The following is a 13,681-nucleotide window of genomic DNA, read 5'->3' as shown; positions in this document are numbered from 1 at the left end:
CATTGGACAAAAACTTTCGATACTAGTTCGAATAACGCACATATTGTGCGAATAGCGAACAAAACGTCAAAAGCAAGAGGAGATGGCAATGGGATCGAACCCAATGGCGGTGACGCCGCCCACGCAGTGGACCCCCGATCAACTGACTCGTATCCCTTACTGGCTGTTCCAGCGGGAGGATGTGTACGCGCGCGAACAGCAGCGCATCTTCCGCGGTGAAAGCTGGAATTATCTGTGCCTTGAAGCCGAGCTGGTCGAGGTTGGCGATTTCGTGGCGACCCATGTGGGCGATCAGCCCGTCGTGGTGACTCGGGGACAGGATGGTGAAATCTATGCGTTCGAAAACCGCTGCGCCCATCGCGGCGCGCTGCTGGCCCTGACCGATCGCGGTAATGTCAAGGATTTCACCTGTGTCTATCATGCGTGGAGCTATAGTCTTGAAGGGGATCTGACGGGCGTTGCGTTCGAAAGCGGTGTCGGCGGTACAGGCGGCATGCCCCCATCCTTTTGCAAGAGCGCGCACGGTCCGCGCAAGCTGCGCGTGACGCGGCTGCTGGGGCTGGTGTTCGGTAGCTTTTCGAACGACGTGCCGGGAATCGAGGAATATCTGGGCGAAGAGGTGCTCAGCCGCGTTGAGCGCGTGCTGGGCGGCCGGACGCCGGTGGTCATCGGCCGGTTCACTCAGATGCTGCCGAACAACTGGAAACTCTATTTCGAGAATGTGAAGGACAGCTATCACGCATCCATCCTGCATCTGTTTTTCACGACGTTCGAGCTTAACCGGCTGTCGCAGAAAGGCGCGATCATCGTCAGCCCCGACGGCGGCAACCATGTCAGCTATTCGGCCATAGATCCCGCCGCCGAGCGCGACCGGCACTATGCCGAACAGAAACTCCGTTCCGAAAGCGGATACCGGTTGGCCGATCCCTCTCTGCTCGAGGGGTTCGACGATTATGGCGACGGGGTCACGCTTCAGATCCTGTCGGTCTTTCCCGGCTTCGTTCTCCAGCAGATCCAGAACTCGCTGGCGGTGCGGCAGATCCTGCCGCGCGGCACCGACCGGACTGAACTCAACTGGACCTATATCGGTTTCGACACCGACACGCCCGAACAGCAAAAGGTACGGCTGAAGCAGGCCAATCTCATCGGCCCGGCCGGCTTCGTTTCGATGGAGGACGGCTGTGTCGGCGGCTTCGTGCAACGGGGCATCGCCGGCGCGCAGGATGCGCAATCGGTGATGGAGATGGGCGGCGACGACGCTTCGTCGAGCGCCAGCCGAGTGACCGAGGCGTCGATTCGCGGCTTCTGGAAAGCCTATCGGCGGGAGATGGTGCTGTGAGCGCTGCAAATGCCGTCAACACCGCGAGCGCCGTGAACATCGACGCCCTGTTCCGCAAGCTAGGCGACTTTCACGCCATCTATGCGCGAATCATCGATGACGAGGCCGCGGCCGGCTGGCCCGATCTGTTCGCGCGGGACTGCCTCTATGTCGTTACCACCGCCGACAATCACCGGCGCGGCCTGCCGGCGGGCCTCATCTATGCCGAAGGGCGCGGCATGCTGCGCGACCGGATCGCGGCGCTCAACGAAGCCAATATCTACGAACAGCACAGCTATCGCCACCTGATCGGGCAACCCTTGATCGCTGTCGATGCGCAGGGCGGGATTTCGGCCGAAACCGGCTTTCTGGTCGCGCGGATCATGCGCACCGGGGAAACGAGCGTCTTTGCCACCGGCCGCTATCTCGACCGCTTCGTGGAGGAGGGCGACGGGGTGCTGCTCCAGCAGCGGATCGTCGTGTGCGACAGCAATCAGACCGACACATTGCTGGCGCTGCCGCTGTGAGAGAAGAGATCGTGGCGGGTGAACCCGTGATCGGCGTGACTCTGGGCGATCCCAACGGCATCGGCCCCGAAATCGCCGTGGCGGCGGCGATAGCGCCCGCCGGCCCCCGGTTGCTGCTGATCGGCGATGCCGCCCCGGTCGAGCGCTACGCGCGCGGCGCGACGGTGCGCCGCGTCGATGCGGGTGCGCTTCCCCAGGCGGTGCCCGGCACGATCGATCTGGTCGCGGTCGATGCGCTGGCGGACGGGGATTTCGCGCCGGGGCACTGCAACGCCGCGTCGGGGCGGGCGATGATCGCCTATACCGAACAGGCCCTGACGCTGTGCCGGTCGGGGCGGATCGATGCGATCGCCGGCTGCCCCCACAATGAAACCGCCGTGCATGCCGCCGGCATAGCCTTTTCGGGATATCCTTCCCTGATCGCCCGGCTGGCGGGCCTGCGCGAGGACGAGGTTTTCCTGATGCTCGTCGGCGGGGGCCTGCGGATCGTGCATGCGACGCTGCACGAGCGCCTGGCCGATGCGCTGGCGCGGCTGGACGCCGCCCTGATCCAGCGAGCGGGCCGCGCGGCGCGCGGCGCGCTGCGCCAGCTGGGGATCGCGCATCCCCGGATCGGGCTGTTCGGCATCAATCCCCACGCGGGCGAGGACGGGCTGTTTGGCGACGACGATGCGCGGATCACCTTCCCCGCAGCGCGGATGCTGCGCGCGGAGGGGATCGATGTGGCGGGACCGCTTGGCGCCGACCTGATGCTGATGGAGCGCGGATGCGATGCCTTCATCGCTGCCTATCACGATCAGGGGCATATCCCGATCAAGCTGCTCGCCGGCCGCGCGAGCACGGCGCTGACCATCGGCACCGGGTTCGTGTTCGCGAGCGTGGGCCATGGCAGCGCCCCCGATATTGCCGGCCGGGGCGTTGCCGACGCCGAACCGCTGCGGCGGACATTGGCGCTGCTCGCCGGCATGGCCACCCACAGACCCCTTGCCGGAGTGCAGGCATGACGACCGACAGGATTCACGTCGCTGGCAGCGACATCGCATTTCCCTTCGAACCGGGCGAAACCGTGCTCGACGCGGCCGAGCGCGCTGGCTTCAGCATGCCCTATTCCTGCCGCAAGGGCGTGTGTTCCAGCTGCAAGGGCGGGCTGGTCGCCGGCGATGTGATCACCGGCCGCGCCTCGCGCCTTTCGGGGCGGCATGAGGACGTCCTCTATTGCATCGCCCGTCCGCAGGGCACGGTCGAAATCGCGCCCAAATGGATCGTATCGAGCAAGGCGCCCGATCGCCGCCGTTTCACGACCCATGTCCACCGGATCGAGCGGCCGGCAAAGGACGTCACGATCCTGCACCTGCGCCTGCCGATCGGGCGGCGGATGCCATTCCGCGCCGGGCAATATGCCCGGGTCTTCCTGGACGAGGGCAGCAGCCGCAACTATTCCCTGGCCAATCCGCCGCACGACAACGACATGGCGGTGCTGCATGTGCGCCGGGTGCCGGGCGGCCGCTTTTCCGACCGGCTGATCGGCACGATCGAAACGGGCGGCACGCTGGATATCGAGCTTCCCTACGGGCTGTTCTCCCTGAGCGAAGACGACGGCGTGCCGGCGGTGATGCTGGCGACGGGCACCGGCTTCTCGCCGCTTTGCGCGATGATCGAGGATTTGATACGCCGCCGGTCGGGGCGGCCGGTGCATCTTTTCTGGGGCGGCCGGACGCTTGACGATCTCTATGCGCTCGACCGGGTGCGGCGATGGGCGCAACGGCATGCGTGGTTCCGCTTCACGCCCGTGCTCTCGCGCCCCCACCCGGAATGGAGCGATGCCGCCGCCCATGTGCAGCAGGCCGCGATCGCCCGCTATCCCGATCTTCGCGGCCACGAAGTCTATGCCTGCGGCAACCCCGACATGGTGGAGGACGCGCGCGCGCTGATGACGGCTTCGGCGGGCCTGGCCGAAGACAATTTCTACGCCGATCCCTTCGTGCCCGCCGGGGACCCGGTGCCGCCGCCCTAGCGGCTGGTGGCGCGGGGCGCCGGGCTCTGTTGCAAACTCTGACACGGTTTCCAAGATTGGGCTCATGTACTGTCAAGGTCAGTTGCGATGAACGATTTCAAAGGACGGCATTTTACCGGCGAGGTCATCCTATGGGCGGTGCGCTGGTATTGTCGATACGGCATCAGCTACCGTGATCTCGAGGAAATGCTGTCCGAGCGTGGGATCGATGTCGATCATACGACGATCTATCGCTGGGTGCAGCGCTACGCGCCGGAGATGGAGAAGCGTCTCCGCTGGTTCTGGCGGCGCGGCTTTGATCCGAGCTGGCGTCTGGATGAGACCTACGTAAAGGTGCGGGGCAAATGGACCTACCTGTACCGGGCGGTCGACAAACGGGGCGACACGATTGATTTCTATCTGTCATCGACACGCAGCGCCAAAGCGGCGAAGCGCTTTCTGGGCAAAGCTCTTCGTGGCCTGAAGGACTGGGAAAAGCCGGCCAAACTCAATACCGACAAGGCACCCAGCTACGGCGCAGCAATCGCTGAGCTGAAACGCGAAGGCAAACTGGCGGCGGAAACCGAGCACCGGCAGGTGAAATATCTGAACAACGTGCTCGAGGCCGACCACGGCAAGCTGAAGATGCTGATCAAGCCGGTACGTGGCTTCAAGTCGATGCCAACGGCCTACGCCACGATCAAGGGCTTCGAGGTCATGCGCGCCCTACGCAAAGGACAGGCCCAGGCATGGTGCCTGCAGCCAGGTATCATGGGGGAGGTGCGCCTGGTTGAAAGAGCATTCGGAATTGGACCCTCGGCCCTGACCGAAACCATGATTATGCTCAATAAGCATTTCGCCAATGCTGCCTAATCCCCCAACTGGGTGACGCCGCGCGGCCGTGCCCCATGTTTGCAACAGAGCCAGCCCGCGTATGTCGTTTGCCCCCGAGCTCCGCAGCGCATCGCTGTTAACGGCGCTGACGGCAATTGGGATGTTCGAGAGCCGTTCTGACCGCCTGGTTGCGGTCACGACGATGTCGGCGATGTTCTGCTCCGACGTGGCTGCCTCGGCCGGCTCTGCGGGCGTGGTAACTTGCGCCATGGCAGGCAGAGCAATCACGGCTGAGACGCTCGCGAGCATGATGTTGGTCAATCGCATTCTATTCCTCCCCTAAGTTTCTGAGCGTTGCTGCTCCTCGGCGGCAAAGTTCGGCCGGCGGACCGTCTCGGCTTCAACCTGTCGTCAACATTGTGCTTGGAGCAGTAAGTTCTCCGATTGGATAAATACATCGACACCCGAAAGCTGTCCAGACGCTTGTTGGCGCTGGTCAGCCAATGGGAATGATGGGGCGGGCGAATCCTAGATTTTGGCGGAATTCAGGGAAGGGCTGAAGCGGCCAATCCACGGGCCTCGCCGGTCAAATGCCCATCGCGAGGGCGATGGCTGGATGCTCACTCGGACTGTGCCCGGACCACCGACGGAAGGCACGGCGGAACGTGGATGCGTCGTGATAACCGAGGAGCGAGGCCACTTCGGACACGGGCAATGATTGAAGATAGAGCAGTGCCAACTTGAGCCTCGAATCGTCGGCCAAAACCGCGAAACTTGTGCCCGCCGAACTCAGCCGGCGCCGAAGAGAACGCTCCGATACGTTGAGGATCCGTGCTGCCTCCGACGCGTCGAGCGAAAGTCCTCCAGGACCATCAAGAATCTGCCGGACGCGATCGACGATACTGCGCTCGGTCCTCACCTCGTCGAGGGTGAGCTCGGCGAGTCGCAGGTGCGCGTCTATCCTTGACACGAAGCGCGCCTGCAGGGGGGCCGAGACGACCGAGGTCGGCCCAGAGAGGCGATTGCGCGAGCACCCGCAGCGGACCGGAACCCCGATAATGGCCTCGTAAGCAGCCATATTTGATGGCTTGTGCATTACCTCGACCTCGAAGCCGCGCAATGCTGGATCAGTGATCTGTCGGATCTGCTGAAGCGCCGTGGCGATCCACAGGTCCGTCATGAACGTTGCGGACGACGGCAGGATCACGGGATCGCTATATTCGAGCCCCGATGGGCCCGCCGCCGTGGCGCTGGGCCGCCGATTCGGCGTGCCGGTATCGATCAAGGCGCGCGGTGCCGACGTGCATTTCTGGGGGCGACAGCCCGCGACCGCCGCACAGGTGCTCGCCGCGGGCCGCGCCGCCGACGGGCTGCTCGCGGTATCGGCGGCGATGCGCGACGACATGATCGCGCTGGGCATGCCCGGGGAGCGCATCGCCGTCCATCACACCGGGATCGATCATAGCCGGTTCGCCCCCGCCCCGCGCGCGCCGGCCAAGGCCGCGCTGGGGGTGACGGGGCCGCTGGTCGTATCGGTCGGCGCGCTGATCCCGCGCAAGGGGCATGACCGCGTGATCGGCGCGGTGGCGGCGCTGCCCGGCGTCAGCCTGATCGTCGCGGGCGAAGGCCCGGAACGCTCGAACCTGGAGGCGATGATCGCGGCGGAGGGGCTGGGTGATCGGGTCCGCCTGACGGGCGCGGTGGCGCATGACGCCATGCCGGGCCTGATGGCGGCGGCCGATGTGATGGCCCTCGCCTCCGCCAGCGAGGGCCTCGCCAACGTCTGGGTGGAGGCGCTCGCGTGCGGTACGCCGATCGTGGTGCCCGACGTCGGTGGCGCGCGCGAGGTGGTGACCGATCCCGCCCACGGCCGGCTGGTGGCACCCGATCCCGCCGCGATCGCCGCAGGAATCGCCGACCTGCTCGCCGCCCCGCCCGATCCCGCAGCGGTCGCGACCGGCGCCGCCCGGTTCAGCTGGGAAGCGAATGCCGCCGGCCTCTACGACCACCTGAGGTCGCTGGGCGGTCGCTGACCCCCCAGGCGATTACTTCCGCTTCGACTTGCGCGGGACGCCGCGCCACGCCCCCGCCTGAGCATCCGACAGGTCGACCAGGTCGCCCATCACCACCGGCATGTCGATCAGGTGCAGGCCCCATTCCTTCAGCACCTGGCCATTGACCACGACGTCGCCCGTCAGCGTATCGGTCCGCGCGTCCGAAGGCGCGGCATTGACCGAAACCGCGAGATAGCCCGCACCTCCGCTCGACACGCATTCGGTGGAGATCATGCCGGGAACGGAAACGAACGGCGTCGTCACGGGGGCGCCGTCCTTTGTCCACGGCCCCTGCTGCTCCAGGCTGAGCATCGCGCCCTTCGCGCTCAGAATCGCGTCGGCCGTCGCCCTGCCACCGCCCAGCGCCGCAGGATTGGTACAGGCCGCGACCATGCCCGGCATCTCGACATGGCCGAACCGGGCATCGGTCGGCGGCGGCGAATCGGCGCGGAAGCTGACATAGGTGACCACGCAGCCATAATCATCGGCCGAACGGCACAGCTTGATGGTCTTGAAGTCGCCGCCGACATCGGCGCCCGGCGGCACCGCGACATTCGTTCCGATCAGATAGGCGGCGACCAGCTTGCGCTTCATCGCCGCGTCCTTCTCGATCACCTCGGCCAGCAGGCGCTTGAGGATGCGCGCCCCCTGGCTATGCCCGATCAGGACGACACCGCGACCGGCATTGTCGCGGGCCAGATATTCGTGCCACGCCGCCTGCACGTCCAGATAGGCGAGGTTGCGGTCGGCGGTGGTCGGCTGCCCCGTCATCGCGGCACGCAGCGCGGTCAGCGTGGCCTGACGATACATGGGCGCGAAGACACGGCAATGCTGTGCGAAGCGCGCCGCCTGGCTTGCCGCGACCGCCTTTTCCTCCGGCCCGATATCGAGGTCGCTGTTCGGCGTCGGGTCGAGCGACACCGTGGGATAGACGTAGAAACAATCGAAGGCCGGCGCCTTTTCCGCCTGGAACCGAGCGATCTTGCGCTTGCCGTTGGCGGCGATGACCGTGACGTCCTGATCCACCGCGCAGGCATCCTGCCGACCGGGGCGGCACAGCCAGGCGGCATCGGTCGTATAATCGGGCGCCGGGATCGGAGCGAACTGCGGCGCTGTGGGCACAGGTGGCGCAGCAGGTAGGGAGGGCGGGGGTGTGGGGCTGGTTTGCGCTGTGGCCGGCATCGCCGCCATGGCCAGGACAAAGTTCGATCCTTCGTAATCGGGCATGTACACGCCGCCGACGCCGACCGTGACCGAGGTGCGATCGGCAGCGGGATCGGCCGGGCCTGCGGGCGTGGCGGGCGCGGTGCCGTCGTCCTGCGCGAAAGCGGGGGCGGCGGACAGGCCGGTGGCGGCCAGCACGATCGGCAGGCCGATCAGGAGGGGGCGAACTTGCACGATGATACTCCTTTTTACGAACGTCATGATTTTACGGACTTCAGGAAACGCGTCGGCTGGCAACGCGCTGTGTCGCGATTTTGCTCCCGCCCGGGGCTGATGGCGGCCAGCACGATCGGCAGGCCGATCAGGAGGGGGCGAACTTGCACGATGATACTCCCTTTTACGAACGTCATGATTTTACGGACTTCAGGAAACGCGTCGGCTGGCAACGCGCTGTGTCGCGATTTTGCTCCCGCCCGGGGCTGACGTTTCCGTCACCCTGTGGCCGCCCGGCAACGGCGGAAACGCGGCGATCCCCGCGTCGGTGCCGCACAGCCGGTCCCAGAAACGGAAATAGAGGCCGTAATTGCAGCGGTAATGGCTGTGATCCTGCATTCCCCAAGTGGCGTGGCGTTTGAGGTGAAGATCGCCTGTATCCGAGCGCTAGACAAGGATTTTCTGCCGCAAGCGGCACCTGCGGTCGCGCAGACTGCTGGATCTGGACGGATCAGACCGCGAAGCCGCTGTTTCCTTGCCCAGGGGCGGCGTTTTTCAGCGCAGCGGACAGATCTGTCCAGCCGCTTTCGTTCAGTTTGAGCGTGGATCGCGATCATGCGCATAGCGGTGGCGCTCGCAATCGGCGGATAGCGGCGAGGATGGCGCGTACCATCGTGCCGGTGACAGCGACCTCGGCCAGCTGGAAGGTGATGGTGCGGGCGTGACGGACCACACGTGCCCCGATCTTGATCAGCTTCAGTTGCAGGCTGGTCAACGACCAGTCGGCCATGGCCTCGGGCAGCTCGATGCAGCGCAAGAAGGTGGCCAGGTTGTACGCCAGGGCGTGCAGTTGCAGCCGCACCTCATTGTCGCGGAACTTCCGGCACGACAGCCGCGTCCAGCGAAAGGCGTATTTGCCCTCTTTGATGTGCTGCTCGGCGGTGCCGCGCTGGTTGTAGAACCGCACCACCCAGTCCGGCTCCATCGGCAGGTTGGTGACGATGAAGCCGACACGCGGGAACAGTTCGCCCGGATGCCATTCGATCTTGGCGATCACCCGGCGTTCCTTGTCCCAGGACGCCGCCTGATACTCGAATTCCTCGAAGAACCGCTTGACCTTGGTCAGTGACGGCCGCCCGACAGGGCGCGTTAGCCGATGCGCGATCTTGTCCTTGAGGACCGCGTTTGCGGGCAGCCGGATGGCGTAGAAGAACCGCGCTTCTTCCAATCGCTCATAGATCGCCGGGATCGCGTAGGCAGCATCGGCCCGGAAGAACCTGCCACCAAGGTCGCGCTCCGCGTAGCGCGCAATGACGGGGTCGAGAACATCACGCCAGCCATCGGCGCTGTGGACGTTGCCATGGCGCAGGGCGCAGCGTTCCAGCATCCCGAACTGGTTGAACAGAAAGTTGGGGTGATAGCAGCTACAGTCGAAATGGCCATTCCAGGCGGACCCTTCCTGGTCGCCATGGGTCGGGCTGACCGAGCTGTCCATGTCCAGAACGATGTACTTCAGCCCGTTACGGTCATGGAACCGGTCGATCCATTGCCCGTTCAGGTCGGCCAGCGCGGCACGGTTCCCGGCCAGAGCCAGCGTCTCGGTCTCGAACCGTCCCATCTGCGATGCCGAGGCCGCTTGTGCATCGACCGCTCTGCCGCCGACAACTTGGCGCATGACCGGATCGCAGGCGAGACGGTTGGCGTCGTTGACATCCTCGTATCCGGCCAGCCGCCCAAAGACTGATTGCCGGAACAGGCCGTCGAGCCGATGGACCGTGTTCTTGCCAGAGCGAGTATCGCGCAGCGCCGCTGACGCCAAATCGGACAACCCGAGCGCGTCATCAAGCTCGCGCATCACCAGAAGGCCGCCGTCGGAACTGAGCTGCGTGCCGCGAAATTCCAGCCGCACGCGAGGGTCGAAATCCACCCGATCTGCCCGTTGCAAGCCCGCACCCTCTGGGTGATCCATGAAACGCGCCCCTCGCAGCCTTCAACACCATGTTTTATATAGGAAATATAATGGTCAGGACAGCGAAATCAGCGCCTTACTTGGGAAATGTGGGCGAACAATTGCTGGATCGCCAGGTCGTTGCGCTGGTTGGCGTTGATCGGCGAACTGCCCCATTGCTGGCCGCTGGCGATTTCGCCGTAGACCCGGACATGCTCGCCCAGGTGAAGGTCGGCGCCGGCAAAGGTGCGCAGCAACAGATTGTCCTGCAACGGCACCTCGCGCAGCCCGCGGTTGCTGTAGGTTTCGTACCGCAACCGCGATTGGCCGTTCAGCGTGAGATAGGCCGAACCGTCCGCGTCGAACGGGATATATTTGAGCGGATCGAACAGATCCTTGCGTTTGGCCCGATCCCGCAGGAACGACCAGTCCTCCGCCCAACGCGAGGTAGCGTATCGCGGCCCCATGCGCGGACCAAAGCCATCCTCCCCTGGCGGAAAGCGATTGGTCCCGGTCGGCGCCGGCGGGGTCGCGGGTGCTCGCGCGGGCGGCAACGGCGGCGCCCCGTCGTCGGGCGGCCCCTGGACGGGGGCGGATGCCGGCGGCTCTGGCTGGGGCTCTGGCTGGAGCGCTGGCGGCGGTATCTGGGCAGGAGCGGAGGACGTCCAGACAAGAGCCAGGGTCAGCGCGGCCGCGGTGGCTGCGCCTTTATGCATGCCGATTTTCCCCCCGCGCGCGCCGCCCCCTTGCCGCGTGCCTGGCCATAGCGGCCGTTCAGCAGCAGCATCGCTGCCGCCATTACCAGCATCGGTATCGCCAGCAGGAAGAACACGCCGCCCGGCGACAGGCCGGCACCCAGGCCGGCGCCGACGATCAGCGGCCCGCCGATTCCCCCGACGCGGCCGATGCCCAGCGCCCAACCGATACCGGTCGAACGAATTTCCGCGTCGTAGAACACCGCCGCAAGGGCAATGACGCTCTTCTGGCCGCCGCTGACACACAGGCCCGACAGAAAGCTGACCGCCAGCAGCGCCGCCGCGCCCGCGTCCAGCAACAGCCCGATCGCGCCGACGAACAGGAATCCCGTCCCATATACCAGCGCAAGCGCCAGATAGGGGCTGATCCTGTCCATCATCGGCCCGACGATCAAGGCCGCGACGATGCCGCCGACGGTGAAGATCGTCGTTGTCGCGACGACGGTCGAGGTCGGATGCCCGAGATCGGTGAGGATCGTCGGCATCCAGCTCTGCATCGCATAGAAAGTGCCCAGATTGATGATGAACACGACCCACAGCAGCAAAGTGCCCATGCGCAGATTCTGGCTGAAGATCGCGCGCAGCGGTGCCTTGCGGACGGCTTTGCCGGGTCCTGCCGGCTGGGCGGGGGGAAGGTCCTCGTCCCGGAACGTGGGGTCGAGCCGGCGAAACTGGCCGATCGCGACCGCGCGGTCGGCGCCGGGCCGGGTCAGCGTCGAAATCGCTTCGGGCAGGAAGAAGATCAGGAACGGCACGAGAATCAGGGGCGCCGCCGCCCCGATCCAGAACAGCGAGCGCCAGCCATGAGCAGGGATCATCCACCCCGCCATCAACCCGGCGAACACGAAGCCAAGCGAGAATCCGCAATAGATCGCCAGGACAAAGGACGCGCGCCAGCGCTTCGGGCTATATTCGCTGGTCAGGGCGATGGCGCTCGGCGTGGCCGCGCCCAGGCCGATGCCAGTCACGAAGCGCAGCGCCATCAGCGTCGTCACATCCGACGCCACCAGGCAAAACAGGGTCGACGTGGCAAAGGACAAGGTGCTCCACACCACCATCCGTTTATGGCCGAACCGGTCCGACAAGGGCGAAAGGAGCAGATAGCCGACCATCAGCCCGGCCAGGGCAGCGGAGAAAATCGGTCCCAGCATGGCGCGCGGGAGGTTCCATTCGCTGGCGATATGCGGGGCCATGTAGCTGATCGACTGGGTGTCGAACCCGTCGAGGAACATGACGAAGCCGCACATCAGAACCGTGGCCCATTGTCGCGGCCGCACCGGCTGTTCGTCGATGAGCGACACGATCGATCGCGATCCTTCTTTCATCAACTCTCTCCTATCTGTTTGTCGTTATCGTGTCGGTGCGGCGCCCGGCTCTGTTGCAAACATGGGGCACGGCCGCGCGGCGTCACCCAGTTGGGGGATTAGGCAGCATTGGCGAAATGCTTATTGAGCATAATCATGGTTTCGGTCAGGGCCGAGGGTCCAATTCCGAATGCTCTTTCAACCAGGCGCACCTCCCCCATGATACCTGGCTGCAGGCACCATGCCTGGGCCTGTCCTTTGCGTAGGGCGCGCATGACCTCGAAGCCCTTGATCGTGGCGTAGGCCGTTGGCATCGACTTGAAGCCACGTACCGGCTTGATCAGCATCTTCAGCTTGCCGTGGTCGGCCTCGAGCACGTTGTTCAGATATTTCACCTGCCGGTGCTCGGTTTCCGCCGCCAGTTTGCCTTCGCGTTTCAGCTCAGCGATTGCTGCGCCGTAGCTGGGTGCCTTGTCGGTATTGAGTTTGGCCGGCTTTTCCCAGTCCTTCAGGCCACGAAGAGCTTTGCCCAGAAAGCGCTTCGCCGCTTTGGCGCTGCGTGTCGATGACAGATAGAAATCAATCGTGTCGCCCCGTTTGTCGACCGCCCGGTACAGGTAGGTCCATTTGCCCCGCACCTTTACGTAGGTCTCATCCAGACGCCAGCTCGGATCAAAGCCGCGCCGCCAGAACCAGCGGAGACGCTTCTCCATCTCCGGCGCGTAGCGCTGCACCCAGCGATAGATCGTCGTATGATCGACATCGATCCCACGCTCGGACAGCATTTCCTCGAGATCACGGTAGCTGATGCCGTATCGACAATACCAGCGCACCGCCCATAGGATGACCTCGCCGGTAAAATGCCGTCCTTTGAAATCGTTCATCGCAACTGACCTTGACAGTACATGAGCCCAATCTTGGAAACCGTGTCAGAGTTTGCAACAGAGCCCGCTCGCCCAGTAGGTCGGTGAGATAGCCGTCTTGTTCGATCGGTACGTCCTGATCCCACAGGTCGGCCCCGCCCATGCCGGCGTGGGTGAAATAGTCGACCCCGCCGGCGCGGTAACCCCAGAAATGCTCGTAGCCGCTTTGCAGCGGGCCATAGTCTGCCAGCCGACCAAGATGCCACTTGCCCACCAGCGCGGTGCGGTACCCCGCCTGCCGCAGCAGAGAGGGGAAAGTCGGCTGGGACGGTGGAAGTCCAACGGGCCGCGAGGACAGCGGTTCCTCCAACCCCACCGGCAAACGATATTGATAGCGACCCGTAATCAGCGCGGTGCGCGTGGCCGAACAGACCGGCGAATTGGAATAGGCGTCGAGATAGCGCGTGCCCTCGGCCGCCAGTCGGTCGAGATGCGGCGTTTCGTAGTCGCGCCGACCATAACACGAAAGGTCGGCATAGCCGAGATCGTCGGCCATGATGAAGACGATGTTGGGGCGGCGGTCGCCCGTCCGCGCTTCGAGCCGATGCACGCAGGCCGAAGTCATCAGCGCGCCGGAGCCGACAACGAAAGTCCGCCGGGTAACGGAGTCGGTAAAGGGAGCGGCCCTCGTCATCCCTGCTCCTACTT

General features: G+C 64.8%; 14 protein-coding genes and 2 pseudogenes. 7 read left to right on the top strand and 9 right to left on the bottom strand.

All coding sequences use genetic code 11. The features are described 5' to 3' along the window. Positions 1-88 precede the first annotated feature (88 nt). From OOT33_RS17575 to OOT33_RS17550, 6 genes are all read left to right on the top strand, one after another. Positions 89-1,339, top strand: a complete 1,251-nt coding sequence (locus OOT33_RS17575; RefSeq protein ID WP_307751195.1) for a Rieske 2Fe-2S domain-containing protein — start codon at positions 89-91, stop codon at positions 1,337-1,339. Then, the gene (locus OOT33_RS17570; RefSeq protein ID WP_307751194.1) at positions 1,336-1,845 is read left to right on the top strand and encodes an aromatic-ring-hydroxylating dioxygenase subunit beta; all 510 of its coding nucleotides are present in this window, start codon (positions 1,336-1,338) and stop codon (positions 1,843-1,845) included. Before OOT33_RS17575 ends, OOT33_RS17570 begins: the two co-directional genes overlap by 4 nt. A gap of 11 nt (positions 1,846-1,856) precedes the next feature. Continuing rightward, the gene (locus OOT33_RS17565) at positions 1,857-2,849 is read left to right on the top strand and encodes a 4-hydroxythreonine-4-phosphate dehydrogenase PdxA (protein WP_307751193.1); all 993 of its coding nucleotides are present in this window, start codon (positions 1,857-1,859) and stop codon (positions 2,847-2,849) included. Continuing rightward, entirely contained in the window at positions 2,846-3,859 is a 1,014-nt protein-coding gene (locus OOT33_RS17560) for a 2Fe-2S iron-sulfur cluster-binding protein (protein ID WP_307751192.1), read from the top strand. The genes OOT33_RS17565 and OOT33_RS17560 overlap by 4 nt, the downstream gene beginning before the upstream one ends. A gap of 87 nt (positions 3,860-3,946) precedes the next feature. Continuing rightward, positions 3,947-4,711 carry an IS6 family transposase gene (locus OOT33_RS17555; protein WP_006949122.1) on the top strand — a complete coding sequence of 255 codons (765 nt, stop codon included), beginning with the start codon at positions 3,947-3,949 and terminating at the stop codon, positions 4,709-4,711. 61 nt (positions 4,712-4,772) lie between these two features. After that, on the top strand, positions 4,773-5,015 hold the full coding sequence (locus tag OOT33_RS17550) for a hypothetical protein (protein WP_307751191.1): 243 nt from the start codon (positions 4,773-4,775) through the stop codon (positions 5,013-5,015). Positions 5,016-5,258: 243 nt separating this feature from the next. Here the strand turns inward: OOT33_RS17550 and OOT33_RS17545 are convergent, their stop codons facing one another. Next, positions 5,259-5,852: a helix-turn-helix domain-containing protein gene (locus OOT33_RS17545; protein WP_307751190.1), complete on the bottom strand. Its 594-nt coding sequence runs from the start codon at positions 5,850-5,852 to the stop codon at positions 5,259-5,261. Between the two features lie 46 nt (positions 5,853-5,898). Between OOT33_RS17545 and OOT33_RS17540 the strand changes: the two are divergent. Next, a pseudogene (locus OOT33_RS17540) lies at positions 5,899-6,705 on the top strand (glycosyltransferase); the annotation flags it as partial. Positions 6,706-6,717: 12 nt separating this feature from the next. On the opposite strand, the gene OOT33_RS17535 reads toward OOT33_RS17540, so the two are convergent. From OOT33_RS17535 to OOT33_RS17500, 8 genes and pseudogenes are all read right to left on the bottom strand, one after another. Continuing rightward, positions 6,718-8,124 carry a DUF3089 domain-containing protein gene (locus OOT33_RS17535; RefSeq protein WP_307751189.1) on the bottom strand — a complete coding sequence of 469 codons (1,407 nt, stop codon included), beginning with the start codon at positions 8,122-8,124 and terminating at the stop codon, positions 6,718-6,720. 23 nt (positions 8,125-8,147) lie between these two features. Then, complete coding sequence (locus OOT33_RS17530) at positions 8,148-8,273, bottom strand: hypothetical protein (protein ID WP_307751188.1); 126 nt, start codon at positions 8,271-8,273, stop codon at positions 8,148-8,150. Positions 8,274-8,313: 40 nt separating this feature from the next. Beyond that, positions 8,314-8,487, bottom strand: a pseudogene (locus OOT33_RS17525) (fatty acid hydroxylase family protein); the annotation flags it as partial. A gap of 229 nt (positions 8,488-8,716) precedes the next feature. Continuing rightward, entirely contained in the window at positions 8,717-10,072 is a 1,356-nt protein-coding gene (locus OOT33_RS17520; RefSeq protein ID WP_006473457.1) for an IS1380-like element IS1247 family transposase, read from the bottom strand. 68 nt (positions 10,073-10,140) lie between these two features. Then, positions 10,141-10,767 carry a hypothetical protein gene (locus tag OOT33_RS17515; RefSeq protein ID WP_307751187.1) on the bottom strand — a complete coding sequence of 209 codons (627 nt, stop codon included), beginning with the start codon at positions 10,765-10,767 and terminating at the stop codon, positions 10,141-10,143. Next, positions 10,734-12,107: an MFS transporter gene (locus OOT33_RS17510; protein WP_307751186.1), complete on the bottom strand. Its 1,374-nt coding sequence runs from the start codon at positions 12,105-12,107 to the stop codon at positions 10,734-10,736. The genes OOT33_RS17515 and OOT33_RS17510 overlap by 34 nt, the downstream gene beginning before the upstream one ends. A gap of 122 nt (positions 12,108-12,229) precedes the next feature. Beyond that, the gene (locus OOT33_RS17505) at positions 12,230-12,994 is read right to left on the bottom strand and encodes an IS6 family transposase (protein WP_006949122.1); all 765 of its coding nucleotides are present in this window, start codon (positions 12,992-12,994) and stop codon (positions 12,230-12,232) included. Then, positions 12,906-13,667 (bottom strand): sulfatase-like hydrolase/transferase, encoded by a 762-nt coding sequence (locus OOT33_RS17500; protein WP_307751185.1) that lies wholly within the window; start codon positions 13,665-13,667, stop codon positions 12,906-12,908. The genes OOT33_RS17505 and OOT33_RS17500 overlap by 89 nt, the downstream gene beginning before the upstream one ends. Between the last annotated feature and the right edge of the window lie 14 nt (positions 13,668-13,681).

Origin of the sequence: Sphingobium sp. DEHP117 (genome assembly GCF_030867385.1) — a bacterium.
Taxonomy (GTDB): Bacteria; Pseudomonadota; Alphaproteobacteria; order Sphingomonadales; family Sphingomonadaceae; genus Sphingobium.
The sequence above is the reverse complement of the archived record's forward strand: the minus strand, read 5'-3'. Positions and strand labels throughout refer to the sequence as shown.